Source organism: Paractinoplanes atraurantiacus (assembly GCF_900215205.1).
In the GTDB taxonomy this organism is placed as follows: Bacteria; Actinomycetota; Actinomycetes; order Mycobacteriales; family Micromonosporaceae; genus Actinoplanes; species Actinoplanes atraurantiacus.
The window spans coordinates 46675-71530 of sequence record NZ_OBDY01000022.1 but is presented as its reverse complement, the minus strand read 5'-3'; the positions used below and the strand labels follow the sequence as shown (position 1 = coordinate 71530).

28 protein-coding genes and 1 pseudogene are annotated in these 24856 nt (G+C 70.4%); 14 read left to right on the top strand and 15 right to left on the bottom strand.

The annotated features are described in order from the left end of the window. Window positions 1–148 precede the first annotated feature (148 nt). The gene (locus CRP55_RS35795; RefSeq protein WP_179855467.1) at window positions 149–631 is read left to right on the top strand and encodes a GNAT family N-acetyltransferase; all 483 of its coding nucleotides are present in this window, start codon (window positions 149–151) and stop codon (window positions 629–631) included. On the opposite strand, the gene CRP55_RS35790 is transcribed toward CRP55_RS35795, so the two are convergent. Further along, the gene (locus CRP55_RS35790; RefSeq protein WP_097326231.1) at window positions 603–1175 is read right to left on the bottom strand and encodes an AAA family ATPase; all 573 of its coding nucleotides are present in this window, start codon (window positions 1173–1175) and stop codon (window positions 603–605) included. The genes CRP55_RS35795 and CRP55_RS35790 overlap by 29 nt on opposite strands. A gap of 115 nt (window positions 1176–1290) precedes the next feature. On the opposite strand from CRP55_RS35790, the gene CRP55_RS35785 reads away from it, so the two are divergent. The 5 genes from CRP55_RS35785 (at window position 1291) to CRP55_RS35765 (ending at window position 6315) form a co-directional block, all read left to right on the top strand. Beyond that, entirely contained in the window at window positions 1291–2133 is an 843-nt protein-coding gene (locus tag CRP55_RS35785; RefSeq protein ID WP_097326428.1) for an oxidoreductase, read from the top strand. Between the two features lie 168 nt (window positions 2134–2301). Continuing rightward, window positions 2302–4020 (top strand): phosphatidylglycerol lysyltransferase domain-containing protein, encoded by a 1719-nt coding sequence (locus CRP55_RS35780; RefSeq protein ID WP_097326229.1) that lies wholly within the window; start codon window positions 2302–2304, stop codon window positions 4018–4020. Further along, on the top strand, window positions 4017–4691 hold the full coding sequence (locus CRP55_RS35775) for a hypothetical protein (RefSeq protein WP_097326228.1): 675 nt from the start codon (window positions 4017–4019) through the stop codon (window positions 4689–4691). Before CRP55_RS35780 ends, CRP55_RS35775 begins: the two co-directional genes overlap by 4 nt. Then, complete coding sequence (locus tag CRP55_RS35770) at window positions 4688–5656, top strand: alpha/beta hydrolase (protein WP_245923585.1); 969 nt, start codon at window positions 4688–4690, stop codon at window positions 5654–5656. The genes CRP55_RS35775 and CRP55_RS35770 overlap by 4 nt, the downstream gene beginning before the upstream one ends. Next, entirely contained in the window at window positions 5653–6315 is a 663-nt protein-coding gene (locus CRP55_RS35765; protein WP_097326226.1) for an SGNH/GDSL hydrolase family protein, read from the top strand. The genes CRP55_RS35770 and CRP55_RS35765 overlap by 4 nt, the downstream gene beginning before the upstream one ends. On the opposite strand, the pseudogene CRP55_RS56335 reads toward CRP55_RS35765, so the two are convergent. The 3 genes and pseudogenes from CRP55_RS56335 to CRP55_RS35750 form a co-directional block, all read right to left on the bottom strand. Beyond that, window positions 6296–6791 (bottom strand): annotated as a pseudogene (locus tag CRP55_RS56335) (GNAT family N-acetyltransferase). The gene CRP55_RS35765 and the pseudogene CRP55_RS56335 sit on opposite strands and share 20 nt — an antisense overlap. A gap of 53 nt (window positions 6792–6844) precedes the next feature. After that, complete coding sequence (locus tag CRP55_RS35755) at window positions 6845–7627, bottom strand: SDR family NAD(P)-dependent oxidoreductase (protein WP_097326222.1); 783 nt, start codon at window positions 7625–7627, stop codon at window positions 6845–6847. Window positions 7628–7672: 45 nt separating this feature from the next. Beyond that, window positions 7673–8692, bottom strand: a complete 1020-nt coding sequence (locus tag CRP55_RS35750; protein WP_179855466.1) for a M14 family zinc carboxypeptidase — start codon at window positions 8690–8692, stop codon at window positions 7673–7675. Between the two features lie 88 nt (window positions 8693–8780). On the opposite strand from CRP55_RS35750, the gene CRP55_RS35745 reads away from it, so the two are divergent. The 3 genes from CRP55_RS35745 (at window position 8781) to CRP55_RS35735 (ending at window position 10914) form a co-directional block, all read left to right on the top strand. Next, on the top strand, window positions 8781–9341 hold the full coding sequence (locus CRP55_RS35745) for a P-loop NTPase family protein (RefSeq protein ID WP_218854784.1): 561 nt from the start codon (window positions 8781–8783) through the stop codon (window positions 9339–9341). Window positions 9342–9584: 243 nt separating this feature from the next. Further along, window positions 9585–10421, top strand: coding sequence for an alpha/beta fold hydrolase (locus tag CRP55_RS35740; protein WP_218854783.1), 837 nt, complete (start codon window positions 9585–9587; stop codon window positions 10419–10421). Window positions 10422–10464: 43 nt separating this feature from the next. After that, window positions 10465–10914 (top strand): acyl-CoA thioesterase, encoded by a 450-nt coding sequence (locus CRP55_RS35735; protein ID WP_097326221.1) that lies wholly within the window; start codon window positions 10465–10467, stop codon window positions 10912–10914. Here the strand turns inward: CRP55_RS35735 and CRP55_RS35730 are convergent. The 5 genes from CRP55_RS35730 to CRP55_RS35710 are packed head-to-tail and all read right to left on the bottom strand — an operon-like array spanning window position 10892 to window position 14665. Next, window positions 10892–11932, bottom strand: coding sequence for a serine hydrolase domain-containing protein (locus CRP55_RS35730; RefSeq protein ID WP_097326219.1), 1041 nt, complete (start codon window positions 11930–11932; stop codon window positions 10892–10894). The two genes, CRP55_RS35735 and CRP55_RS35730, sit on opposite strands and share 23 nt — an antisense overlap. Before the next feature lie 37 nt (window positions 11933–11969). Beyond that, entirely contained in the window at window positions 11970–12326 is a 357-nt protein-coding gene (locus CRP55_RS35725; RefSeq protein ID WP_097326217.1) for a hypothetical protein, read from the bottom strand. A 57-nt stretch (window positions 12327–12383) separates the two neighbouring features. Continuing rightward, window positions 12384–12788 (bottom strand): VOC family protein, encoded by a 405-nt coding sequence (locus tag CRP55_RS35720; RefSeq protein WP_097326417.1) that lies wholly within the window; start codon window positions 12786–12788, stop codon window positions 12384–12386. 27 nt (window positions 12789–12815) lie between these two features. Then, the gene (locus tag CRP55_RS35715; protein WP_097326215.1) at window positions 12816–13553 is read right to left on the bottom strand and encodes an SDR family NAD(P)-dependent oxidoreductase; all 738 of its coding nucleotides are present in this window, start codon (window positions 13551–13553) and stop codon (window positions 12816–12818) included. After that, window positions 13550–14665: an acyltransferase family protein gene (locus CRP55_RS35710; RefSeq protein ID WP_097326213.1), complete on the bottom strand. Its 1116-nt coding sequence runs from the start codon at window positions 14663–14665 to the stop codon at window positions 13550–13552. Before CRP55_RS35710 ends, CRP55_RS35715 begins: the two co-directional genes overlap by 4 nt. Before the next feature lie 160 nt (window positions 14666–14825). Between CRP55_RS35710 and CRP55_RS35705 the strand changes: the two genes are divergently transcribed. The 5 genes from CRP55_RS35705 to pdxR all read left to right on the top strand — a co-directional run bounded on the left by CRP55_RS35705 (window position 14826) and on the right by pdxR (window position 20099). Further along, a complete protein-coding gene (locus CRP55_RS35705) occupies window positions 14826–15182 on the top strand; it encodes a hypothetical protein (protein ID WP_245923584.1) in 357 nt (118 codons plus the stop codon). A gap of 16 nt (window positions 15183–15198) precedes the next feature. Beyond that, window positions 15199–16596, top strand: a complete 1398-nt coding sequence (locus CRP55_RS35700) for an Nramp family divalent metal transporter (protein WP_218854782.1) — start codon at window positions 15199–15201, stop codon at window positions 16594–16596. Further along, a complete protein-coding gene (locus CRP55_RS35695; RefSeq protein WP_245923583.1) occupies window positions 16593–17951 on the top strand; it encodes an oxygenase MpaB family protein in 1359 nt (452 codons plus the stop codon). The genes CRP55_RS35700 and CRP55_RS35695 overlap by 4 nt, the downstream gene beginning before the upstream one ends. Next, window positions 17948–18460: a GNAT family N-acetyltransferase gene (locus tag CRP55_RS35690; protein WP_097326208.1), complete on the top strand. Its 513-nt coding sequence runs from the start codon at window positions 17948–17950 to the stop codon at window positions 18458–18460. Before CRP55_RS35695 ends, CRP55_RS35690 begins: the two co-directional genes overlap by 4 nt. Window positions 18461–18701: 241 nt before the next feature. After that, window positions 18702–20099 (top strand): MocR-like pyridoxine biosynthesis transcription factor PdxR, encoded by a 1398-nt coding sequence (pdxR, locus tag CRP55_RS35685; RefSeq protein ID WP_097326207.1) that lies wholly within the window; start codon window positions 18702–18704, stop codon window positions 20097–20099. Between the two features lie 7 nt (window positions 20100–20106). Here the strand turns inward: pdxR and CRP55_RS35680 are convergent, their stop codons facing one another. The 6 genes from CRP55_RS35680 to CRP55_RS35655 form a co-directional block, all read right to left on the bottom strand. Then, a complete protein-coding gene (locus CRP55_RS35680; RefSeq protein ID WP_097326206.1) occupies window positions 20107–20406 on the bottom strand; it encodes a hypothetical protein in 300 nt (99 codons plus the stop codon). Between the two features lie 45 nt (window positions 20407–20451). Beyond that, a complete protein-coding gene (locus CRP55_RS35675) occupies window positions 20452–21480 on the bottom strand; it encodes a serine hydrolase domain-containing protein (RefSeq protein WP_097326204.1) in 1029 nt (342 codons plus the stop codon). A gap of 93 nt (window positions 21481–21573) precedes the next feature. Further along, window positions 21574–22323, bottom strand: a complete 750-nt coding sequence (locus tag CRP55_RS35670; protein WP_143235135.1) for a hypothetical protein — start codon at window positions 22321–22323, stop codon at window positions 21574–21576. A 128-nt stretch (window positions 22324–22451) separates the two neighbouring features. Continuing rightward, the gene (locus CRP55_RS35665) at window positions 22452–24032 is read right to left on the bottom strand and encodes a sodium:solute symporter family protein (protein ID WP_097326202.1); all 1581 of its coding nucleotides are present in this window, start codon (window positions 24030–24032) and stop codon (window positions 22452–22454) included. Beyond that, a complete protein-coding gene (locus tag CRP55_RS35660) occupies window positions 24029–24217 on the bottom strand; it encodes a DUF3311 domain-containing protein (RefSeq protein ID WP_101536228.1) in 189 nt (62 codons plus the stop codon). The genes CRP55_RS35665 and CRP55_RS35660 overlap by 4 nt, the downstream gene beginning before the upstream one ends. 38 nt (window positions 24218–24255) lie before the next feature. Then, entirely contained in the window at window positions 24256–24816 is a 561-nt protein-coding gene (locus CRP55_RS35655; protein ID WP_097326201.1) for a QsdR family transcriptional regulator, read from the bottom strand. Between the last annotated feature and the right edge of the window lie 40 nt (window positions 24817–24856).

The following is a 24856-nucleotide window of genomic DNA, read 5'->3' as shown; positions in this document are numbered from 1 at the left end:
AGCTCGTCCGCGAACGTCGTCTTGCCGGCGGCCGAGTGCCCATCGACCCCCACGCGCACAGGATGACCGGGCGCGAGCGCGAGAATCCCCCCGGCCAGCTCGTCGAGCACCTGCTGCCTGTTTGCGGTCATCAATGGAAGATGGTGCCATGACGGTGGTGCGAGCGGCGGCTGACATCGACGAGGTCGCCCAGTTGTGGAAGTCGTTGACCGCTCATCACTACGAGGTCGGCGCGGCCATCGGAGCGCGGGTCCCGCCAGTGGGTCCGGAGGCCAGCTGGCAGGGACGGCGGCGCCAATACACGGCGTGGTCGGCCGAGCCGGACTGGCTGTTGCTCGTCGCCGAACGAGACGACGTCGTGCAGGGGTACGCCGCCGCCAGGGTCACCTCGTCGGCGGGCGCGTGGGACTTCGGCGACCGGGTGGGCCGCCTGGAGACGCTGGCCGTCGCCGCGGAGGCGCGCGGGCACGGCCTCGGTACGGCTCTGGTCGCGGAGGTGCGAGCGCACTGGCGGCGATGCGGCGTCCGCTTCGCCATCGTCTCGGTCATCGGCGGCAATGATTCCGCCCGGCGCTTCTACGAGCGGCTGGACGCGGTCGAGTTCACCCGGACGAGCTTCTTCCCCGTTTGACCGCGCAGCGCGGGCACTGGACCGGGCAGGGTGTCTCTGGTGCCGCGCCGGCGAGTCCACTGCTGTGCAGGATCTCCGTGACCGTCGCCTCGAACGAGGACGCTTCGGGGATGATCTGCTCGCCGGGGGCGCCGAGGAGGTCCATCGGCGTGTGCCACGCGCGCATCTGATCGGCGGTGACCGGAATCGGCGCCGGGCGCTGTCCGTGCCGCCGTACGGTCTCGTCGAATGAGACCTCCATCCAGTAGATGCTCGTCTCCGGGTGGGAGGCGATCAACTCGCGCAGCGGCCCGCCGTGCTGGCCCGAGTGCAGGATCCCCTCCAGGATCACGTGGTAGCCGTGCCCGAGCGCCGCCCGCACGACTGTCGTGATGAAGGCCGGCGCGACCGTCGGCGTGCCGTCGCTGCCGTGCTCGCGCAGCACGACGCGGCGCAGATAGTCCTGCTCGACCAGCGCGCAACCGCGCCCGTACCGCCGTCGGACCTCATGGGCCACGGTGGTCTTCCCGGAGCCGCTGTTACCGCGGATGACGACCAACTTCATCCGACGATTAAACGGCGTGACCGCCGTCACCGGGGCGCACGACCCGTGTGAGACACGGGCGCGCCCGCACCTTTCGGCAGCAATTGTTGAGGAAACAACACGAGAGGTGGACAACATGTCTGAGCCCAAGGTTTGGCTGGTCACCGGGAGTTCGCGCGGCCTGGGCCGGTCGATCGCGGAGGCGGCCGCCGCCGACGGCGCCTCGGTGGTGGCGACCGCCCGCCGCCCGGAGCAGCTGGACGATCTGGTGGCGAAGTTTCCCGATTCCGTGCGGGCCGTCGCCCTCGACGTCACCGACCCCGCCGCCGCCGAGGCCGCGGTCGCCGCCACCCTCGAGGCCTTCGGCCGGCTCGACGTCGTCGTGAACAACGCCGGCTACGCCAACAGCGCCCCCATCGAGGAGATGGACCCGGCCGATTTCCGCGACCAGGTCGAGGCGAACCTGTTCGGCGTCGTCAACGTCACCCGCGCCGCCCTGCCGGTCCTGCGGGCCCAGCGCGGCGGCACCTTCGTGCAGGTCTCCTCGATCGGCGGCCGGGTCGGCGGCACGCCCGGCATGGGTGCCTATCAGACCGCCAAGTACGCCGTCGAGGGCTTCTCCGAGGTTCTGGCCGCCGAGACCGCCCCGTTCGGCGTCAAGGTGATCATCGTCGAGCCGGGCGCCTTCCGCACCGACTGGCAGGGCGCCTCCATGGTCCGGCACGAGGTCGGCCCCGACTACGAGGCGTCCGTGGGCCGTTTCCACGAGCTGCGGGAGGCGACCGACGGCAAGCAGCCCGGCGACCCGGACCGGGCCGGCGCCGCCATCGTCCGCGTCGTCGAGGAGCAGGAGCCGCCGCGCCGGCTGCCCCTCGGTTCGGTGGCCGTCGCCTCCGCCCTCGAGGCCGGGGCGGCCCGTAACGCCGAGGCCGAGAAGTGGGCGCACGTCAGCCGCTCCACCGATTTCCCTGCGGCCTAGCTCACACCCGCCGGGCCGCGCGGCGGGTTCCCGTTGCCCGTACGGGAAGTAGCCGCTGCCCGTGCGGCGCGTGACCTCGCAAAACGAGTTTGTGCTGCTCGACACCCTTGAGCAAGCGCACAGCCGACTTCACGGGCATTACACAGGTCGCGCACAGAAGATGGCCCTATGAAGCAGACCCGGTTGGCGAGTCCACCGCTCTCCAGACGGACGATCGCCCGGTTGGTCCAGGTGACCGGCCTCCTCGATGTCCTGTCCACCCTCGCACCGCACCGGCGCGGACACCACTCCGTGCTGATGGAGTTCGTTCCCGCCTTCGGCGTGTTCTCGGCCCGCGCGGCCACCGTGGTCGTGGGTCTGCTCCTGATCTATCTGGGCGCCGGTCTGCGCCGCGGGAAGCGCCGCGCCTGGCAGGTCGCGGTCGGCCTCTCGGGGCTCGCCGTCGCCCTGCATCTGCTGAAGGGTCTCGATTTCTATGCGGCCGGGGTCAGCGCCGTCCTCTTCGTGATGCTGCTGGCCACGCAGGACCGGTTCACCGCCCTGGCCGACCGCCCCAACCGCTGGCGCTCGCTCCAGGCCCTGATCGGCTTCGCCGCGGCCGGTTTCGTCCTCGGCTTCATCGAGATCTGGATCCGGGCCAACCACCTCGTCGGTACCCCGGGCGTCTCCCAGTGGGCCGAGCAGGCGGCGCTCGGCCTCGTCGGCGTCCACGGCCCGCTCGAGTTCCGCCACCGTTTCGGCGGTGACATCGTCGCCTACACGACCGGGGCGTGCGGTCTGCTGGCCGTCGGTGTCGCCCTGGTGGTGCTGCTGCGGCCCGGTTCACGCCGGCCCGAACGGACGGCCGAGGGCGAGGTGCGCCTGCGCGAGCTTCTTCAGCGGTACGGCAAGGCCGACTCGCTCAGCTATTTCGCGACCCGCGACGACAAGTCCCTGATGTGGTCGGAGAACCAGGCCGCCGTCATCGCCTACCGGGTCGTCAACGGCGTGAGCCTCGCCGCGGGCGACCCGATCGGCCCCGAGTCGGCCTGGCCGGAGGCGATCGGCGCCTGGCTGGCCGACGCGCAGCAGCACGGCTGGACCCCGGCGGTGCTCGGTTGCGGCAACGCGGCCGGCAAGGCGTACAAGAAAGCGGGTCTCGATGTCGTCGAGCTCGGCGACGAGGCCATTGTGGACACCGCGACGTTCTCGCTGAACGGCCGGCCCATGCGCGGCGTGCGGCAGGCGGTCAACCGGATGCAGCGCGCCGGTTACACCTGCCGGGTGGTGCGCCAGCGCGACCTGTCCGGTACCGAGCTGGCCGACGCCATCCACGCGGCCGACGCCTTCCGCGACGGCCCGGTCGAGCGCGGCTTCTCGATGGCGCTGTCCCGTCTGGGCGATCCGTGCGACGGCGACAACCTGCTGGTGCTCTGCCACGACGAGGACGGCAAGCTGCGAGGGCTCTTGCAGTTCGTTCCGTGGGGCGCCGACGGGCTGTCGCTCGACCTGATGCGCGGCGACCGCACCGCCGACAACGGCCTCACCGAGCTGATGGTCGTCTCGGTGCTCGAAGAGTCAAGTTCTTTGGGTGTACGGCGGGTGTCGCTCAACTTCGCCGTCCTGCGCTCGGTCTTCGCGCGGGCCGAGGAGCTCGGCGCCGGCCCGGTGCTGCGGCTGTGGGCCCGGCTGCTGCGCGCCGCTTCGAAACTGTGGCAGATCGAGTCGCTCTACCGTTCCAACGCCAAGTATCTGCCGTCCTGGGTGCCGCGCTACCTGTGCTTCCCGACCGCCCGTGACCTGCCGCGCATCGCGGTCGCGGCCATGCGGGCCGAGGCGTTCCTGCCCGAGCCGCGCCTGCCCAGCCTGCGCCGGGCCGCCCGCGAGAGGGCCGAGGTGGCGGCGTGAGCCTCACCGGCCGGCCGCTGCTGGCGCTGGCGGCGACCTTGACGGTCGTGGTGGGCGTGGCAACGGTGGTGTTCTGGCCGCGCGGCGGCCGGCTGCGCCCGGTCACCCGCACGGCCGGCATCCTGCTGCTCGAAGTGCTCGTCGTGCTGACCGCCGGCCTGGAGTACAACCGGCGCGAGCAGTTCTACCCGTCGTGGCAGGCGTTGCGCGGCGACACCGGCACGGTCGCGGTCACCGGGGAGGTGCGCGCCGGGCTGCTCGACGGTCACGCCCTGACCGGGACGCTCGAGTGGCGCCCGCCGGGCTGGGGCGCCTGGCATCTGGCCCGCGCCCCCCGGATCACGGTCCCGGCCGACTACGCGAACCGGCCCGACGTCGCCTTCCCGGTCGTGCTGGCGTTCGGTGGCACCCCCCGGCGTACAACCGAAGCGGTGACCGTGACCGTCGAACCCACCGCGGCCACGACCGCCACCGCCTTGCTGACGCTGCCCGCTCAGCTCGGCCGCGACCTGCGGGTGACCGCGATCGACTGGGACGTGCGGGGGAGCGCGCCGCTGGCCGCCGCCTTCGTCAAGGCCGCGCCCGCCGGGCTGGCGGTCCTCGACCAGCCCGACGGCGCCCTGCCACCGGCCTTGAAAGCACCGAAGACGTTGAAGGGTCTACCGACGTGAACGGCCTGCTCTGGGCGGCGCTGGCCGCCGTGTTCGTGTTCGCGGTGGCGCTGGCCGTCTTCTGGAACCGGCTGCACTGGGCGTGGCGCAGCCTGCTCGCCCTGGGCTCCGTGGTCAGCGTCGTCGCCGCCGTGGGCGTGCAGCTCAACGCCCTCACCGAGGCTTTTCCCACCGCAACGGACGCCGTGCCGGTCTCGAACAACGCCGGCGCGAGCCAACTTTTCGCCGTCAGCGTGCACGGCCCGGCCAGCAAGCTCACCCTGCCGATGTATGTCTATCTGCCCGCCGGCTACCACGACGGCACCACCCGCTACCCCGTCATCGAGGCGTTCCACGGAGTGCCCGGCACCCCGCAGTACTGGGCGCACAAGCTCAATGTGAAGTCCACACTGGACACGGAGATCGCCTCCGGCCGGATGGCGCCCACGGTGGTGCTCTTCCCGCAGCAGACCACCAACCCGACCCTCGACACCGAGTGCACCAACCTGAAGAACGGCCCGCAGGCCGAGACGTTCCTGACCGCCGACATCCCCGCCTACGCCAAGGCCCACTACCGTGTTCGCGCCGACCGCGCCGGCTGGGGCCTCGCCGGCTACTCGGCCGGGGCGTTCTGCGCCATCAACCTGACCCTGCGCCATCCCACCCAGTTCGCCGCCGGGGCAAGCCTTTCCGGGTACGCCTCGGCCGGCATCACCATCGGCGACGGCTCCGAGCACACCACCAACAACCCGTTCTGGCGCCTCAAACACCTGCCGCAGCCCGCGTCCGCGCTGTGGCTCGGCTGGGCCGCCGACGACAAGCAGTGCTCCCACGACTCGCGCCTGCTGGCCGCGGCCGCCCACAAGCCGCTCGCCGTGACGACCGCGGTGGTCGCGCACGGCGGCCACAGCAGCGCCGTCTGGCGCCAGATGGAGGCGCCCGCCTTCGACTGGCTGTCCGCCCACCTGGCCGGGCCGCAGCCGTGAGACGCGCCGCCGTCCTGCTCCTGCTCCTGCTGGCCGCCTGCGACCCGTCGGCGGCGCCGGTCGTGGTCACCCTGGGCGATTCGGTCGCGGCGGGTGCTTCCTGCGCCTGCCAACCATTTCCCGCCCTGTACGCCTCGTCCCAGCACGCGACGAACGTCAACCTGGCAAGGTCGGGGGCAACAGCGGCCGACGTACGGGCCGCCGTGCCCGCGGAGAAGGCCGTCTTCGCCTCGGCCACCGAGGTGGTCATCATGATCGGCGCCAACGACATGGCCGGCGACTTCGACGACCCATCGAAATACCCGGCGGTCGCCACCGGCGTCCAGGACGACGTCGAGTCCACCATCAAGGCCATCGAGGCCGTCCACCGCACCCGGGTGGTCGTCCTCGGCTACTGGAACGTGGTCCTCGACGGCAAGGTGGCCGCCAAGACGTACGGCGCCGACAAGGTCTCCGACTCCGAGTCGGCCACCGCCGTGGTCAACAAGGCTCTGCAGACCGCCGCCACCCAGACCGGCTCCACCTACATCCCCACCGACGCCGCCTTCCACGGCCCCGACGGCTCCAACGACCCGACCACATTGCTGGCCCCCGACGGCGACCACCCGAACGCCGCCGGCCAGAGGGCGATAGCGGCCCTCATCCCGCCCCTGCCCTGAGGTCGTACGCCATCTCGTCCTCGCCTTTGACCGCCAGCCCGGTAGCCACGAAACCGTGGCGCCGGTAGAAGGCCGCGGCGCGCTCGTTCTCCCGTACGACGAAAAGCCGAAGCCGCTCCGCACCGGCCTCGTTCCGGGCCCACCCCCATCACCGCGGCCATCAGGTCGCCGGCGACGCCGCTGCCGCGAAGGCGCGGAGTGACATAGACGCCGACGACCTGGGCGGATGCTCCGGCCGACTCGATGAAACAGGTGGCCTTGGCCACGAACCTGCCGTCGAGCTCGGCCACGAACATGCTCTCCTCGGCGCCGGTGGCCCCGTCCCCGACCCGCTCCTGCCAGGCGTCGTCCGGCCATGCCAGCAGATCCGCGTACCGTTCGTCGAAGGCCGACGGCGAGTCCCGCAAGGCTTCCAGCCGCAAATCGCGATAGAGCCGCCACTCGCCGGCCCGAACCCTGCGCACCTGGGATGACATGGCGACATGGTGGCCCGTGCGGGCTGCTCGCACCAGAGGTTTATCCGCGTGCGTCAGGGGAGGATCGCGTCGACGTAGCCGCCGTCGACGCGGAGGGCGCCGCCGGTGGTGGCCGAGGCGAGCGGCGAGGACAGGTAGACCACCATGTTGGCGATCTCCTCGGGCTCGATCAGCCGCTGTAGCAACGACTGCGGCCGGTGCTCGAGCATGAACTTGTGCTGTGCCTCGTCCCACGGGAGGTCGTCGCCGACCATTTGCCGTACGAAGTCTTCGACGCCACCGGTGTGCGTCGGCCCGGCGATCACGCTGTTCACCGTGACGCCGGAACCGGCCGCCTCCTTGGCGAAACCGCGCGACACCGCCAGCAGCGCCGTCTTCGACATGCCGTAGTGGATCATCTCGGCCGGGGTGACGACCGCGGAGTCGCTGGCGATGTACTGGATGCGCCCCCACCCGCGGTCGCGCATGCCGGGCAGATAGTTGCGGGTCAGCCGGACCGCGGCCAGCACGTTGACTTCGAAGTACCGCCGCCAGTCGTCATCGCTGATCTCCAGTGCCGGCTGCGCCCCGAAGATCCCCAGGTTGTTGACCAGGATGTCGGCCTCGGGCAGCACCTCCAGCACGGCCGCCGCCCCTTCCTCGGTCGCCACATCGGCCGGCACCGCCACGAAATCGCCGTCGCCCAGCTCCCCGATGGCCCGCTCAACCGATTCGCCCGACCGCCCGTTGACGCCGACCCGAGCTCCCGCTCCGGCCAGCCCGGCCGCGATGGCCAGTCCGATGCCCTGCGTAGAGCCGGTCACGAGCGCCGTCTTCCCCGAAAGATCAATCCGCATCACCCCATTCTGCGCCGCCCGTGATCAACTCGCAGGGCGCTCCGGTCAGGCCGCGGCGTCCAGCGACTCGGCGGTCACGCCGGGCAGGGCCGGCCCTCGGGCCGGGATCGCGTCGGCGCGGGCGGGATCGGCGCGCCACAGGGAGCCGTCGGCCGCGCCCTGGACGGTGGCGAGCATCGAGGTGTAGGCGGTGCGGATCTGAAATTCGATTTGGTCGTACGGCAGATCCGAGAGCTCCACGAGCAGAGACGCGCTGCCCAGGATTCCGTAGGCGTTGCGCGCGATGCCTTCGTACTCGCCACCGGGGTAGCGGGTGACGTTCGCGCCGGCCAGTTTCGTCATCGCGTCGTAGTTGCGGACCGCGACCTGCCGGGACTTCGTCACGTCCCCGGCGAGCGGACTCGTCGGCCACAGGATGGAGGCGGTCGTCTCGCGCCCGTCGGGCTGCAGATAGCGCCCCTGCATGTGGTAGTCGACCACGACCTTCGGGTGGCTGGCGTGCCACAGCCGCAGGACGGCCCGCGACTCCGGCACCGGGTTCTCCTCGATGGGCGTCAGGGGATTGTGGAACCGGTTGATGTCATAGCCGACGCCCGACTCCGAGTAGTCGCCGGACGCGCTCGGATCGTGGTTGTACCGCTGCTCGCGCACCGCGCCGTCCGGGTTCGCCTGCACCACGACATCGAGCGTGACCCGCTTCAGCAGCGCCCGCTGCCACGGCGTGTCCGGCACACCGAGCGTCCACAGCGCCCGGATGGCGGCCGGCGTGCCCAGCGGCTCGTCGCCGTGCTGCTGGGTGACGAAGAGCAGCCGCGTCGGCCCGTGCCCGACACTGGCCAGCCGCAGCGCCCGCCCCTCGTTGCTGCGCCCGATCACCCCGAGCCGCACCCGCCCGTCACTGGCCCGCGCGATCTTCGTCAGCGCCCGCTGCACCTCAGCGGGGCTGGGCCGCGCCGACACGAGCGGAGCCCGCTCCCCGGCGGCCGCCTGCGCTGTTCCTGGCACTGACCAGAGGGCCCCACCCAGCAGCGCCGCACTGAGAATGGTGGCCAACTTCTTCCGCATCGCGCCGACCCTTCGGTAGACATCTACGCCCATCGATCAGGTTAGGCGGTGTGCGAGGAATCCGCCCGGCGATCGCTAGGTTGGTGAGGTGCCGTTGCTGTCGCCCGACGACCCGCTGCCGTACAACCCGTCCCGCATCCTCGTCGCCGGGACGTCCGGCTCCGGCAAGAGCACGACGGCGCGGCGCATAGCCGAGGTTCTCGACGTGCCGTACGTCGAGATCGACTCTCTTCAGCACGGCCCTGACTGGGCGCCGAGGCCCACGTTCGTGCAGGACGTTCACCGGTTCGCGGCCGGCCCGGCGTGGGTGATGGAGTGGCAGTACAGGGACGTTCGCGATCACCTGGCCGACCGCGCCGACCTGCTGCTGTGGCTCGACCTGCCGCGCCGGCGGGTCATGCGGCAGGTCATCGCCCGGACCGTGCGCCGGGCCACGCGCGGTGAGGAGCTCTGGAACGGCAACCGGGAGCCCCCGCTGCGCTCGTTCTTCACCGACCCCGACCACATCATCCGCTGGGCGTGGAAGACACACGCCCGCACCGAGCAGACGATCGCCGCCGCCGCGGCGCGACGCCCGGCCCTGCCGATCGTGCGCCTGCGCAACCGCCGCGAAATCGCTCATTTCGTGACCACCCGCCTGCGCACTTGAACGGCCGGGTGAGCGTTCCCTGCACCCTGGGCCCGAGGGGTGAGCGTTTGCTGCACGCTGAGCCGAGAGATGCGCTTTCGCTTCACGCCGGGCCCTGAGATGCGCGTTTGCTGCACGCTGGGTCGGGAGATGAGTGTTCGCTGCGCGATGAGGGGGAGATGAGCGTTCGCTAAGCGCTGGGCCGGTGAGGTGCGCGATGGCGGGCGAAGTGAACATCCGGCTGCGCGTTGCGTCGATGTGGGAGTGACACAAGCCCTCACTACGCACGAGATCACCGTGGACGGGGTCGTCCAGCGTTTTCATGTCGCCGGCCGGGGACCGGTCTGCGTGATGCACTCGGGCGGCCCCGGCGTCGACTGGTCCTACCTGCGGATGCCGCTGGTCGAGGAGTTCGTCACGGCGGTCTACCTGGAGCCGGTCGGCACGGGGGAGTCCGGCCGGCTCCCCACGCATCCGCATGGCTACACCGTTGGCGCTTACGTTCCGTTCGTGCACGCGGTGGTAGAGCATGTGGACGCGAACTATCTGCTCGGGCACTCGCACGGCGGGCTGGTCGCGCAGGAGTACGCGCTCACCCATCCGGGACGGCTGGCGGGATTGATCCTGTACGCCACAGCGCCGTGCAACGGGCCTGACCTGGACGTGGTCGCGGCCCGCAACGCCCGGCGGCAGGCGGCGCGGGTGCCAAGTCTGGCCCCCGTACTCCAGGATCTGGAAGCCACCTGGCCCGAGACCGACGCCGGCGCGACCGCGAACCTCAAGGCCATCCTGCCGCTCTATTTCGCCGACTACCGGGCGCGGGAGGACGAGTACGGGGCCCTGCGCGACGCGGTCCGCTGCTGGCACGTGTCGCAGGACGGCGAGGTGTATGACGTTCGTGAGCGACTCGCTCAGATAACGACACCCGCACTGGCGATCTGTGGATCGTACGACTGGATCTGCGAGCCCTCGTGGTCGCGCTTGCTCGCCGACGGCATTCCCGGAAGCACCTACGCCGAGCAGGGCAGGAGCGGGCATTTCGGGCACATCGAGGAGCCCGGGAGCTTCGCCGAGGCGGTGGAGAAACTGGTGCGGAGTTGATCACATCGGTGAGACCCGGGCGGCCGTGGACGTCGTACGAGACATGAGCGACGACTTCACCGTTCCGTACGGCGTCCTCGTCCCGGTGGAGGTCTACTGGGACGACCTGGACTTCCTCGGCACGCTGTACCACCCGCGCTTCGTGGCGCTGCTCGACCGGGCCGTGACCGCCCACTGGATCTCGCGGGGCTACCGCCTGTCCGGGCATCAGCTGGACGAGGACGGCTACCAGCTGCTGCGCGAGGTGTCCATCTCGTTCGACCATCCGGTCACCGACTTCGGCCCGCTGCTCATGCACATCTGGGCCGAGAAGGCGGGCACCACGAGCATGGTCCTCGGCTTCCGGCTCCTCTCCGAGGACGGCTCCGTGCAGCACGCGCACGGCCACCGCGTCTCCATCAAGTTCGACCCCACGACGAAGCGCCCGTCCCCATGGACCGACCGAGCCCGAGCCGACCTCGCCTCCCTGCTCAGGGAGCCCGCAGCAGTCTGACGACCTCGGCCGTGGTGGGCATCTCGCCGCGCCCGGCCGTGGCCGAGACGGTCAACTGCCATGCGCAGTCCTCCCGGTGGAACGACCACGTGCGATACCCGAAGAAGCCACCTTCCTTGCCCCACAACGTCTCGCCGCCGGGCCGTGTGTACCGCGTGATGCCGAGGCCGCCCTCGACGCCGGGCGTGCCCGTCGGCAGGGTCGTCAGCGGTTCCCGGTGCTCGCCCGGCCCGAGCAGATCCCCGGTCAGCAGCGCCCGGAAGAACGTGTTCACGTCCGCGGCGGTGGAGATGAGACCGCCCGCCGGCCCGGCCGTGGACGGGTTGTAGTCGGTGATGTCGACCGGCTTCCCGCCCACCGGCAGATAGGCCCGCGCGTGCGGCGACGGCATCACCTCGCTGTCGTCGCGCACCAGCGTCCGGCTGAGCCCCAGTGGCCGCAGGATTCGAGCTTCGATCTCTTTCCCGTACGGCTGACCGGTCGCACCCTCGATGAGCATGCCGAGCAGCACATACCCCGTGTTGTTGTACGCCCGTGACGTGCCCGGCGCGAACTCCCGTCCACTTCGACCGGCCCGCGCAACGATCTCCTGCGGCGTCCACCTCCGCCTCCGGTCGCGCAGAATGCCTTCCGTAGTCAGGTCTTTCGTGTAGTTGCGCAGCCCGCTCGTGTGGTTGAGCAGCTGCCGCACGGTGATCGGCGCGTACCCGTCCACCGGTCCGTCGAGCGCGATCCGCCCCTCACTGACCAACTGCAGGACCACCGTCGCCGTGAAAACCTTGGTGACGCTGCCGATCCGGAAGAACCCCCGCGGATCCACCGGCCGCGCGGTCCCCAGCTCAGCGACGCCACTGGAGGCCCGTGACGTTCCATTGACATCGCGCAGCTCGGCCAGCGCGCCCACGGCCCCACCCGCGACAAGCCGGTCGAGCAGCCGTTGCATCATCAGGCCCCCATTGTTGCCGCTCACATGACCGATGTCGCCGTCCGGCGCCGGCCAGAGGATCGGATCCGGCATCGGCACTACCCCAAGGAGAACGAGATGTCGGTGACGATCAGGCGGCGAGCGCGGACGAGACCTCGATCAGATCGGCGTCCGGGAGGCCGGCCCGGCCGCCGGGATCGCGCATGCTGATGCGGCCGTCGCTGACGACCACGCCGTTCTCGCGCCGCCAGTGCGGCCAGTAGGCCGGTTTCCGCAGCAGGTGGGCGGCGAGGTCGCCGCCCTTGCGGCACAGAAGGAAGTCGGTGCTCTGCTCGCCGGGAAGGTTGCAGAACACCACGGCCAGCCCGAGCGGGAACACCGGCCAGGCTTGCAAATCGCACAGCCGCTGAAGGTAGTAGTCGAAACAATCAACGGTGGCCGTACCGAACGCGTCGTTGACCAGGGAATCGTCTTGCGGCGTCATCATGGCGGACAGATAGGGGCATCATTCCATGTCGGCTCGTGGCGCCTGGTGGGCCGGGACTCAGGGGTTTCCGACGAGGAGGCAGAACGGGTGGCCGGCCGGGTCGGCCAGCACGTACAGCGGCTCCTCGTCGTCGGCGGTTCGGTCGAGGAGCACCGTGGCGCCCAGCTCCTCGGCCCGGCGCCGGTGCTCTTCCAGGCCTTCCCGGGTCGGGACGTGGAAGTCGAGGTGCATCTGCTTCGGGACCTCGTGGGCCGGCCAGTCGGGCCGGGCCAGCTGGGGCACCCACTGGAACGCGAGCACGCGCTTGCCGTCCGCGTCGACCAGCACGAGCCAGTCCTCGCCCTCCTGCGGGGTCTCGTCGCCGGGGCGGTAGCGCACGCCCAGCAACTCGCGGTAGAACTCGGCCAGCCCTCGGACGTCCGTGGCGTCCAGCGCCGTGTGCATCAGCTTGGGGAAGGTCATGCGGCCCATCTCATCACGGAATGCCGCTCACCAGAGCTCGAGGTCGAGGTCGCGCTCGGTGAGCTCGATCAGCCGGTCCTGCGCGCCCCGGTCGAGCGCCTCCGGGTTGGGCCGGGCCGGCTTGCGCTCGTCGTAATAGGTGCCGTTGTCGCGCTGCCGGGAGGCCACGTAGCGGATGTTGGCGGCGGCGTGCTCGGGCGGGTCGCCGCCGATCGCGAACATGGCGTGCAGCAGCGGCGTCGCGATGATTCCCGGGTGCATGCTGACGACCTCGGTCCGGCGCCGCGCAAGCCAGCAGGAATAGGCGACAAGGGCCAATTTGGAGTACGCGTACGCGCCCGCCGCCGAATAGGGACGGCCGGCGTCGCCGAGCGTCGCCGACAGATGCGTGGCCGAGGCGACGTTGACCACCCGCCGGGTCAGGTCGAGAAGCCGTGTCGTGAGCAGAACGGGCGCCAGATAGTTCGTTTGAAAGGTCACTTCAAGACCGGCGGCATTGACCGTACGGACCGGTGGTCCCGGCCGGGCGGCGTTGTTGATCAGGACGTCGATCTTGTCGGTCGCGGCCCGGATCCGCGCCGCGAGCCGCTCGACCTCGTTCAGATCGCCGAAGTCGGCCGGGAAGTAGGTGATCCGGTCGTCGGGGGAGAAGTCGGAGATCGTCGGCTCGAGCCCGTGCAGGATGAGATGGTCGCCCGAGCCGGCCAGCAGGCGGGCGGTGGCTCGGCCGATCCCCGTGGTGGCCCCGGTCAGGACGATGCTCACGGCCGCATCCCGAACAGGAACCGCGTCACCTTCGTACGCCGCACCAGCACATCGTAGACAGCGAACATGACCACGAACGTGATCGCGACGATGGCAAGGTATTTGCCGATCACCGGCAGGTCCCACCTCACCACGAAGAACGCGACGACCACCAGGATCGGCTGGTGCAGGATGTAGAGCGGCAGCGCGGCCACCGCCAGATAGCCGACGGCCCGGCTGCGCGGCGGCGGCGACCCGCGGTCGAGCAGCCCCAGGATGGCGACGATCCAGAACCATCCGGCCAGCCCGAAGAGCACCCGCGCGACGATCGCGTGCGGGGTCATCGAGGTGAACGGATCGTCGCCGGCGGTGCTCAGCGTCGCCCCCGAAGCCCCGAACAGCAGGAACCCGATCACCGCGGCCCACCGGGCGTCACGCCGCATGGCGGCACGGAAACGGCCGTCGGCCGCGAGCAGGAACCCGTACAGGAAGAAAAGCAGGTAAGCCCAGCGGCTCCACCCGGCGAAAGCCTCCTCCATGCCCAGCAGGGCCCCGATCAGCGCGAGCGGAAGGGCCGGCAGGAACACCACGCCGCGATGCCGCATCGGCCCGCCGATCAGCGGCAGGCGCCCCGCCACGAGGGCGAGGATCAGGGAGAAGGTCAGCAGCAGGACGACGAACCACAGGTGACCCGTCTCGAAGAACTCACCCTGGACGACGAACGGAAAGTCCGACAGCTCCAGGTGAACGTCGAAGTAGCTGCGCAGGAACTCGAGGTACGGCTCGGACGCCCCATACCGAATCCACTGTGGAATCGGGATGATGGTCAGCGACGCGAACACCAGCGGCACACCGAGCCGCAGCAGCCGCTCCCGCACGAACCCGCCGGTGCCCCGCCGCCCCAGCGAGTGCCACGACCCGAGCCCCGCGATGAGAAACAGCGCCGGCATGGCCCACACGACGCCCAGCCCGGCGACCCAGGTGACCGCCTCGGTCGTCTGCGCGTTCTTCACGTAGTAGTCGTCCCGCGTGTCGAACACCAGCGAGGCGTGAAAGAACACCAGCCCGAGCACCACCACAAGCCGAATGGCATCAAGCTCGGGCCGTCGCTCGACCCGGACGGTGGTCTCCACCGGCCCAGCATCGCAGCGGATCGGCCCGGCGTCGATGGAACCCCTGGCTGCCCTGCGGTGTCGTTCGGGTATGAAGGCGCTTGTTGTTGTCTTGCTCGTGCTCGCGGGGTGTTCGCATCCGGCGCCGGAGCCGGCGCCTGTTTCGAAGTGTGCCTCCGATGTGCGGACGGATGCGCTGCCGCAATGGGCGCGGGGCGGGTTCAGCTGGGACGGCGCCGGCATGCCGCACGTGTACGGCGAGCAGGGGGAGATCCTGGCTGTCGTGTTCGGGGCGCCGTTGAAGAGCCCGCCCGCTGAGGGGCGCGCCAACAAGATCCTCTGGGTGGCCCGGGAATCCGCCGAGCCGGGCGGCGATCTCGTCATCGCGGCGGCGCTGGACGGCACGGACGTGCGGGTCGAGCAGAAGGTCGCGGGCGGGCCGGGGCCGTCGCTGGTCGATCTGCCGCGGGCGGGCTGCTGGCGCCTGACTCTCACCTGGTCGGGGCGCACCGACAGGATGGACCTGATCTACGAGTAAGCATAGATTGATGTCCATGGTGTCTCCGACCAAGCACCTTCCCGCGCACGAGGTACGCGAGCTTCCGGATCCGCCCGCCAACTTCCGCCGCGTCATCGGGCCCGGCGTCGTCGCCGCCGGGGTGGGGCTGGCCAGCGGCGAGTTCATCCTGTTTCCGTACATCGCCTCGCAAGTCGGTCTGGTTTTCGTCTGGGCCGCGTTCGTGGGCCTGGCGACGCAGTACTTCCTGAACATGGAGATCGAGCGGTACACGCTCGCCACCGGAGAGACCGCGCTGACCGGTTTCAGCCGCTACTGGCGGCACTGGGGGCTGTTCTTCGCGATCCTGGCCTACTTCGCCAACATCTGGCCGGGCTGGGCGACGAGCTCGGCCACCCTCACGACCTATCTGGTCGGCGGCAGCGTCACCCCGATCGCCATCGGCTTCCTGCTGCTGATCGGCGTCATCCTCACCCTCGCCCCGGTCGTCTACCAGGCGCTGGAGAAGATCGAGATGGTGAAGGTGGCGGCCGTCCTGCTGCTGCTCGCGGTCGGGTCGTTCGCCGCGATCGGCGCTTCGGCCTGGGCCGACGCCCCGCAGATCATCACCAAGGCCGGGCTTCCGTACGAGGAGCTGGGCTTCGCGCTCCTGATGGGCGCTCTCGCCTTCGCGGGCGCGGGTGGCGGCCAGAACCTGTGCCAGAGCAACTGGATCCGGGACAAGGGCTTCGGGATGGGCGCGTACGTTCCGCGCATCGTCAGCCCGGTGACGGGTCAGCTCGAGGCGGCGCCGTCGACCGGTTTCATCTTCGAGACCACCGACGCGAACATGAGCCGGTGGCGCCGCTGGTGGCGCTTCGCGAACGTCGAACAACTCACGACGTTCGTGTTCATCACGTTTCTCACCATCTTCTTCACCTCGATGCTGGCTTACGCCACCGTCTACGGCGACGAAGGACTGACCAACAACATCTCGTTCCTCAAAGCGGAGGGCGCGGCCCTCAACGAGGCGGTCGGCGGCTGGTTCGGCACCTTCTTCTGGATCATCGGCGCCTTCTCGCTGTTCGCGGCCGCGCTCGGCATCGTCGACTACACGAGCCGCCTGGCCGCCGACGTGCTCAAGACCGCGTACCTGAAGTCCTTCCACGAGAGCAAGATCTACTTCGCGCTGGTCTGGGGCCTGGTCCTGGTCGGCATCGTCGTGCTGCTGTCCGGCGTGACCCAGCCGCTGGTCCTGCTGGTCATCTCGGCCGTCACCGGCGGCCTGATGATGTTCATCTACTCGGCCCTCCTGCTCCTGATCAACCGTCGCCTGCTCCCGCCCGAGATCCGCCCCGGCATCGGCCGCATGGCCGCGCTCGTCTGGTCGTTCCTGCTGTTCGGCTTCCTGTCCGTGCTGACCTTCAACGAGCAGATCCGCAAGCTCTTCGAATGACGACTCCTGCTCGTTTCGCTCAAGACCGCGCATGGAGCGAACGCGCCGCCGCCCCTTTGCGCCGCCTTTGCGGCCGAGGCGCCCAGCCGAGCGCCGACGAGCTCGAGGCCCTCCGCCACGCGCTGTCGCAGCAGGACGAGCTGGCGGCAGCTCTGGTACGGGCCGTCCCCGCCCGCGAGTTGCATCGCGCCATCGCAGCGGGCCCCGCCGCGGTGGGCCTTTCCGTGGTCCGCCCGGCCGGGGTGGGCCTTTCCGTGGTCCGCCCGGCCGGGGTGGGCCTTTCCGCGGTCGGTCCCTTCGCCGCGGGCGCCTCCGTGGCGGCGGCGTCCGCGGTGGCCAGTCCTGGGGCGGGCGTTTTTGAGGTGAGCGCCTCAGCGGTAGCCAACTCTGACGCGGCCGGTCCTGCGGCGGCCGCTTCCGCCCCCGTGGCCGTCCGCGCGTTTTTCGAGGCTGTGCTGGAGCGTCCCGCGTGGGTTGACGATCGCTTGCTCGAGCGTGGGGCGCAAGCGTGCCGTGCGTTCGGCATGGATGCCGGGCTGGTGCTGGCCTACGGCTCGCTGCTGGGCGGCTATCGCACCGCCGCCGCTCTGGAACCGCTGGTCCGCACCGGGCGGATGGCCGGCGGGGAAACCCTGCGCCGCATCAAGGAGACCTCGATCTGGTGGCGGGCCGTCACCGCACCCGGCGGCCTCGAACCGGGCCGCGACGGCTTCCGCCTGACGCTGCACGTCCGCGTCATGCACGCCCTGGTCAACGCCCGCCTCGCCGAGGATCCCACCTGGGACACCGCGCTGCGCGGCACGCCGATCAACCAGTACGACCAGGCCAGCACCCTCGGCGTCTTCAGCACGAGCTTCCTGCTGCACCTGCGCCTGCTCGGTGTTCGCGTTTCGCGCAGGGACGCGCACGCAGTGATGCACGTTTGGTCGTACATCGGCTGGCTCATGGGCGTCGACGAGCAGTGGCTCCCGCACACCGAGAAACGTGGCCGCCGGCTGCTCTACCACTTCCTGTCGTACGACCCGCCGCCCGACGACAACAGCCGGGCCCTCGCCCAGGCCCTGATCGCCATGACCGATCAGGAGTTCCCCGGCCGTCGGCGCCGTCGCTTCGAGCGCGAACGAGCACTTTCGATCAGCTCCTGGCTCCTGGGCCGCCGGGCCATGCACGACCTGGGCCTGCCGTACCGCCCGCCCTGGTACGGCCTGGGGAGAGTGGCCGCCAACATGGTCATGACCCACGCCCTCGGCCGCCTCCCCGGGGGCCGCCGCCTGCTGCTCGCCCGGGGCGAACGCCACGCCCGGGCCCGCTTCGCCCGCTGGGGGATACCCGACGACGCGGGGAAGGCTCGATGACGTGGCTCAGCCGGCTGCTTGACGACGACGCGAGCCTGGCTCTTCGCCCCGCGACGGTGGACGACGCCGAGCTCCTGGCCGATATCGTCATGGCCGCGACCGAGGCGCAGGGACGCCGGCCTGAGATGAGCGCGGCCGACGAGGCCGACTGGCGGAAGGGCTTCGCCGGCTGGAGTCGTCAGACCGTGGAGCAGGCCGATCCCGGCAATGTGCTCGCCGTGGTGGTGGCCGGCGGGCAGGTCGTGGGCCGGTTGCGGCTGGTGCGCGGAACCGGCGGGGAGGCGTTTCTCCGGCTGGCCGGCATTCAGCTGTTGCCGGCTTGGCAACGCCGGGGCATCGGCACCACGATCATCCGCGGTCTGCAGGACGCGGCCCGCCGGGAGAAGGTGCCGCTGCTCCTCGGCGTCGAGAAGGACAACGCCGGCGCCCGCAGACTGTACGAACGGCTGGGCTTCGTCCACGTCGGAGAGGACGACGAGGAGCATCAGCTGCGCTGGACCTCAGCATGACGCAGCGGGCGAATCGGGCGCGAGCGCGGCGGCCGCCGGGAAGACGACCCAGGGTCTGGCTCACGAGCAGGTTGGTCCATGTCTGAATAGGAGCCGGCGCATGAATGACCGGCGCCGGCGGCATGCCGGCGAAGCCGGCCGGGCCGGTCCGACGAGGTGGGTGGTGAGGCCGATCGCGGCCGCAAGGTGCTTCATGCCGTCAATCTAGGAATCATCTGGCTCATCGATATAGTCCAGTTGCATGTCGGATCAGTGGGCCAGAATCGGCCTGGATCTTCACTTGCGGATCGATCGGGCGCGCGGGCTGCGCGGCGGGCTCGAGCACGCTCTGCGAGAAGCGGTGCGAAGCGGCCGGCTGTCGCCCGGCAACCGCCTGCCCTCCTCCCGCGTTCTCGCACTGGAGCTGGGCGTCGCCCGCGGCACGGTCACTCAGGTGTACGAGCAGCTCACGGCCGAGGGTTTCCTGACCAGCCGGCCCCGGTCGGGCGTTCGCGTGGCGCCCCGGCCCGGGGCCGCCCCCGGCCCCGTCCTGCCCCCGGCCCCGTCGTTCCGGCCCCCGGTCGACGGGTTCGACCTGCGGCCGGGTCTGCCCGACCTGGCGACCTTCCCGCGCCGTGAATGGCTCGCCGCCACCAGGCAGGTCCTGCAATCGGCGCCGCACTCGGTGTTCGGCTACGGCGACCCGACCGGTCACGCCGATCTGCGGCAGGCGCTGGCGGAATATCTCGGGCGGTCGCGTGGGGTGATCACCACGCCGGAGCACATCATCGTGTGTGCCGGGTACACGCACGCGCTGAGGATCGTCTGCCGGGCGCTGAGCCGGGCCGGCGCCTCGATCGCCTTCGAGGATCCGGCCCTGCCCGACTATCCGGCGATGGCCGCGGAGATCGGTCTGCGGGTCGAGCACATCGCTGTGGATCAGGCCGGACTGGTCGTCGGCGCCCTCGGCGACGCGGCGGCCGCCGTGGTCACCCCGGCCCACCAGTTCCCACTCGGCGTCACGCTGGCGCCGCAGCGGCGCCTCCAATTGCTGGACTGGGCCCGCCGCAACGGATCGCTCGTCGTCGAGGACGACTACGACGGCGAGTTCCGCTACGACCGGCAGCCGGTCGGCGCTCTCCAGGCGCTGGCGCCCGGCGACGTCGTCTACGCCGGGACGGTGAGCAAGTCCGTCGCACCGGCCCTGCGGATCGCCTGGCTGGCCGCGCCGACCCGCGTCGTCCCCGCCCTTCGTGAGGCGCTGCGCCACGACGAGGCACACGTCAACGTGATCGACCAGTTGGTGCTCGCTCACCTGATCCGCCGGGGCGACCTCGACCGGCATCTCCGGCGGTGCCGGGCGCGCTACCGCCACCGCCGCGACCACCTGGGGCGGGTGGTCGCGGCGCGGCTGCCCGGCGCCCGGCTGTCCGGGATCGCGGCCGGTCTGCACGCCGTTCTGCATCTTCCCGGTCCCGCGCGCGACGAGGCTCGACTGCTGGACCGGCTGAGGGAGAACGGCGTCGCGGTGGACGGCCTCAGCACCTTCTACCACCGCCCGGAGGAGGCCCCGCTCGGGGTGGTGATCGGATACGCCACGCCGCAGCAGCACGAGTACGAGAGTGCGGTGGACGCGCTCGTCGAAGCGGCTGGCGCCTGAACGCGGTTCAGTGCCAGGCGTTGTCGAACGCGTCGAGCAGGATGGTGCACGGGCTCGGGTAGTCGCCGCGGCTGTTGACCAGCAGCGACGCGTCGACGTGGATGTGGAACGACATGGCGCAGCTGCGCATGCCCCGGTTGCCGGACTGCGTCCACACGCCGTTGTGGCCGTGGTAGGTGCCGTAAGCGCCGGTGTAGGAGTACATGCCGACGTTCTCGTCGACCATCAGCTTGCGCGCGCCGGCCGAGATCACCTTGTCGGTGTAGCGGAGGTGCGACAGGAAGGAGGTGATCCCGTTGGCCGACATGTTGTAGCCGTAGCCGCCGCATCCGGTGGTGTAGTCCTGCGGGCCTTAGCCGGCCTGGCCGCCGGTCGGGTAGGCGTACAGCTTGGTCGGGTTGGCGTCGGCGTTGGCGCAGCCCACCGGGGCCTTGGCCAGCGCCAGGACCGGCTTGAGGTAACCCTGGAACACGATCCCGGTCAGGTAGTCGATCTGGGCCGGGGTGACGTCGGCCGGCGGCGCGTCGTACTGCGGGCTCAGGTCCACCCCGTACGCGATCTTCGGCACCATGATCCGGAAGATGCTGAAGTTCATGTTCGCGTACTTGAAGCTCTTGGACCCCAGGTCCTGGCCGATCGCGATGCGGATGTTGTCCCACGAGCCGGTCGACTTGCCGCCGGTGGTGTTCGTGGCGGTCTGGTAGTTCTGCAGCAGGCCGCTGGTGTGCGTCATCAGCTGCCGGAACGTGATCTTGTCGACGCCGGCGCCGCGCTTCCAGGCCGACGGCAGCCACGGCCCGATCCCGCTGTCGACCGAGATGTCCTTCTGCTCCAGCAGGCGCAGCACGGCCGCCGTGGTCACCGGCTTGCTGACGCTGGCGATGGTCATCGCCTTGGTGGCCGACTGGGCGGTGACCGGGTTGTCCGGTGCCACCCGCGCCGAGCCGACCCCGGCCTGCCGGTCCAGCTGACCGTCCTTGCCGATCGAGTACGCGTACCCGACGGTCCTGTTGGTCAGCGCGGCCCGCAGGTTGCGCTCGAACCAGGCCATGTCGAACGTCGCGCCCGGCGTGGCCACCTTGCCGGACCGCGGCCGGTCGGCCTCCTCGGCGGTGAGGTCGAGGCTGCTCGGATCGGCTTCGCGGGTGGCCCGTTGCAGGCCGGCCAGGGTGCCGTCGGCTTCCAGCTCGCGCAGTGAGACGTGCCGTCCCACCTGATCGAGCAGCCGTTGCAGCTCCGGCGACAGGCCGGCGACGGAGGCGGGCACGGCCGGCCGGGCCTGGGCGGCGGCACCGACGGCGGCGATGCCGCCGGCGCCGAGCAACACTGCGGCGACGGCGGCGGTCACCCGAACCGGCCGGCGGGAATGGCTGATGCGCATAGGGCTCTCTTCCTGACAATGGCCGCGACGGTGCGGCTGGGAAGAATTAATCACGCAAAAGCCCTGCAAGTGGGCGGTTTCTCGCGAATCGGCCTAGTAGCCCTTGATGGTCGGGGTGTAGAGGCCGGTCGAAGTCTGGCCGTACGAGTCGGTGACCGTGTAGCGGACCGGGGGGATCGGGCCGGACGCGCCGCGGGTGGGGGTGAAGACCAGCGTGCCGGCGGCGCCGATGAGGGTGTCGTCGTGGGGCTGGCCGGGGATCGTGGAGATCGACGAGATCATGGCCAGGCCAAGTTCGCCCTGGGGGAGGTGCAAGGGCTGGCCGTCGGCCAGGCCGATGACGCCGCCCGGTGGGATGGCGAAGGTGACCGACTGGAAGGCGCGGCTGGAACCGGTCGTGGTGTGGTCGGGGGCCGACGGGGGAGGCGGGCAGGTGACCGTCGCGGAGTAGGTCACGGTGCGGGATCGGCCGTCGGGGGCGCTCAGGCGGATCGTCACGGGGGCGGCGGTGCCGATGAAGCGGAGCTTCGGGGTGTAGGTGACGGTTCGCGGGGAGTCCTGGGTGTAGAAGCCGTCGGGGACGAGGACGGTTTGGATGTACGAGGGGTCGCGGTTGTCGAGGGTCATGCGCCACCCGGGCGGCACGTCGACCGTGACGGTCTGCTTGTGCAGGCCGGCGCCGGTCGAGGTGAGGTGGTCGCTGGTGGCGGTGGGAGCCGTGACCACCGCCGGGCACGAAGCGGGAAGAGCATCCGGCGCTGCCGCGGCGGCAAAGGCGGGAGCCGCCGTGAGTGCGAGGGCGGGCGCGGCCAGGAGTGAGACCACCATCGGGGATCGCAGCATGAAATGATTATATGGGTGAAATGTCCGGGTTTAGGGTGAGGGTACGCACCGGCCGGAACGCACGACGAGAGCGCGAGGGACGACGGTGCGTGGGGGAGCTTCCCGGTGCTGTTCGAGAGCCCGTACCTCTAATGAATGGTTTGGCGCGGCAGACCGTCCAGCAGGGCGTCGAGGCGGCGTTGGCGCGGGTCGTCGGTGTCGGTGTCGTAGTCCTCCGGGCGGGTCGCGTCCGGTCCGGAAGGGACGCCGGCCAAGCGCAGCAGGGCGGTGAAAGCGACAGTGACCAGCAGGTTGACCGCCAGCGCGACCAGTCCGACGTAGACCGTGCGGCCGTCGCCCAAGGACCAGCTCGAGCCGCCGAAGTGAGCCTCGGCGACGCGGCCCGTCGCATCGAGGCGGGGGATGTTGTAGAGCATGACCACGCCCACGGCCAGGCCCGTCAGCAGGCCCACGATGAGGGCCTTGCGGTGGAACCAGTTCGTGAGCAGGCCCAGCACGGCCGCCGGCACCGTCTGCAGGATGATGACGCCGCCGATCAGCTGGAGCTCCACCGAATACGCCGGGTCGAGCAGCAGGATGAAGGCCACCGCGCCGAACTTGACCGCCAGCGACGTCCAGCGGCTGACCCGCGCCTCCTCCGCCGGGGACGACTGGGGGCGCAGATAAGGCCGGTAGATGCTGCGGGTGAAGCAGTTCGCCGCGGCGATCGACATGACCGCGGCCGGGATCAGCGCGGCGATGCTCAGCGCGGCGTACGCGACGCCCGCCGACCAGGGCGGGAAGTACTCCTGGATCATGCGGGGGATGACCGTGTTGAGGTCGCCGTCCAGCGGTGTCACGCCGCGGGCCAGGGCGAAGAACCCGAGCAGGGCCATCAGGGCCAGGGCCAGGCAGTAGATCGGCAGGGCGGCGGCATTGCGGCGCACCGTCGCCCGGTCCTTGGCCGCGAGCATGCCGGTCAGGGCGTGCGGATAGGCGAAGATGGCCAGCGCCGAGCCGATGACCAGGGTGAGGAAGCCGAGCTGGCCGTTGTCGGGCAGCAGCAGGCCGGCCGGCAGGCGCTGTCCCGCTTGGTGGAACGTGTTGTCCCAGCCGCCGAACATGGCGACCATCAGCACGGCCGTCAGCAGCATCCAGGCCAGCAGCACGTCCTTGACGATGGAGAGCAGGGCCGGCGCGCGCAGGCCGGAGCGGAACGTGCAGATCGAGACCACGCCGACCGCGGCCAGCAGGGGCAGTTCGCCGCCGAGGCCGATCGTGCGGAGGATGGCCTGCAACGAGATGAGCTGGACGGCGATGTACGGCATCGTGGCGAGGATGCCGGTGACGGCGATCAGGGCGCTCAGCGGGCGCGAGCCGAAGCGGGCGCCGGCGAACTCGCCGTGGGTCAGGAAGCCGTGCCGCTGGGCCACCGACCAGATCTTCGTGGTCAGCACGAAGGTGAGCGGGGCGGTGATGATCGCGAACGGCACCGCGAAGAAGCCGATCGCGCCGATGCCGTAGGTCAGGGCGGGCACGGCGATGAAGGTGTACGCGCTGTACATGCTGCCGCCGAGCAGGAACCAGGTGGTCCAGTTGCCGAAGGCGCGGCCGGCGACGCCCCACTCCTCGAGGGTCTCGCGGTGCCGGGCCTGGCCGCGGTGGGCCATGAGGAAGCCGGCCGACAGCACCACGACCATCAGGATTACGAAGACGGTGACGTCGGTCATCTCTTCTCCGCCGTCATCAGGTAGACCGTGGTGAGCACGCCGATGGCCAGGAAGGCGCAGGCGAACTGGTACCAGTAGAAGAACGGCACGCCCAGGAACGCGGGCTCGATCCGGTTCACGAAGGGGGTCATCAAGGGCGCGGCCGTCGGCACGGCCAGCAGCCACAGGGCTCGGGGCTTGGGCACGCCGAACCATAAGCGTTAGTCGATCTGTAACACCATGGTCACCGGGGATCGTGCGACAGCTGTCTCAAGATCTCTTTCAGGACCCGCTCGGCCAGGGCGAGATCGGCATTGCGGCCGTCGACCAGCTCGCCGTACAGCGCCGATTCGATGATCCGGACGTACAGATAGGCGAGGTCGTCGGTGGCCTCGGGCAGTCCGGCCTCGCGGAAGATCTCGTGCTGGGCCGCGACCACCCGCTCGGTGACGCGGCCGGCCCCGGTCATCAGGACGCGGGCCGCGACCTCGGGCTCGGCGGTCAGGAACCGGCGGAAAGGCTCGGCCGCGAGCAACCGCTCGGTGAAGCGCCGCGTGACTTCCAGCACGCCCTCGGCGCCGGTCGCGGTGCACTCGCGGCGCGCGTCGGCCAGCATCCGCTCGGCCAGCCGCCACAGCACGTCGCCCAGCAACCGGTCCCGGCTGTGCGTGATCCGGTAGAGGGTTGCCCTGCTGACGCACATGTCCTCGGCCAGCCGGCTCATCTCGACGGTCCCGTGCGCCAGGAAGAAACGGCACCCGGCGCGGGTCACCTCGTCGTCGCTCACCACCCGTCGGCTCTCCATCGCAGGCACGGTACGACAAACGGCCGATCTTGTGGGTTCC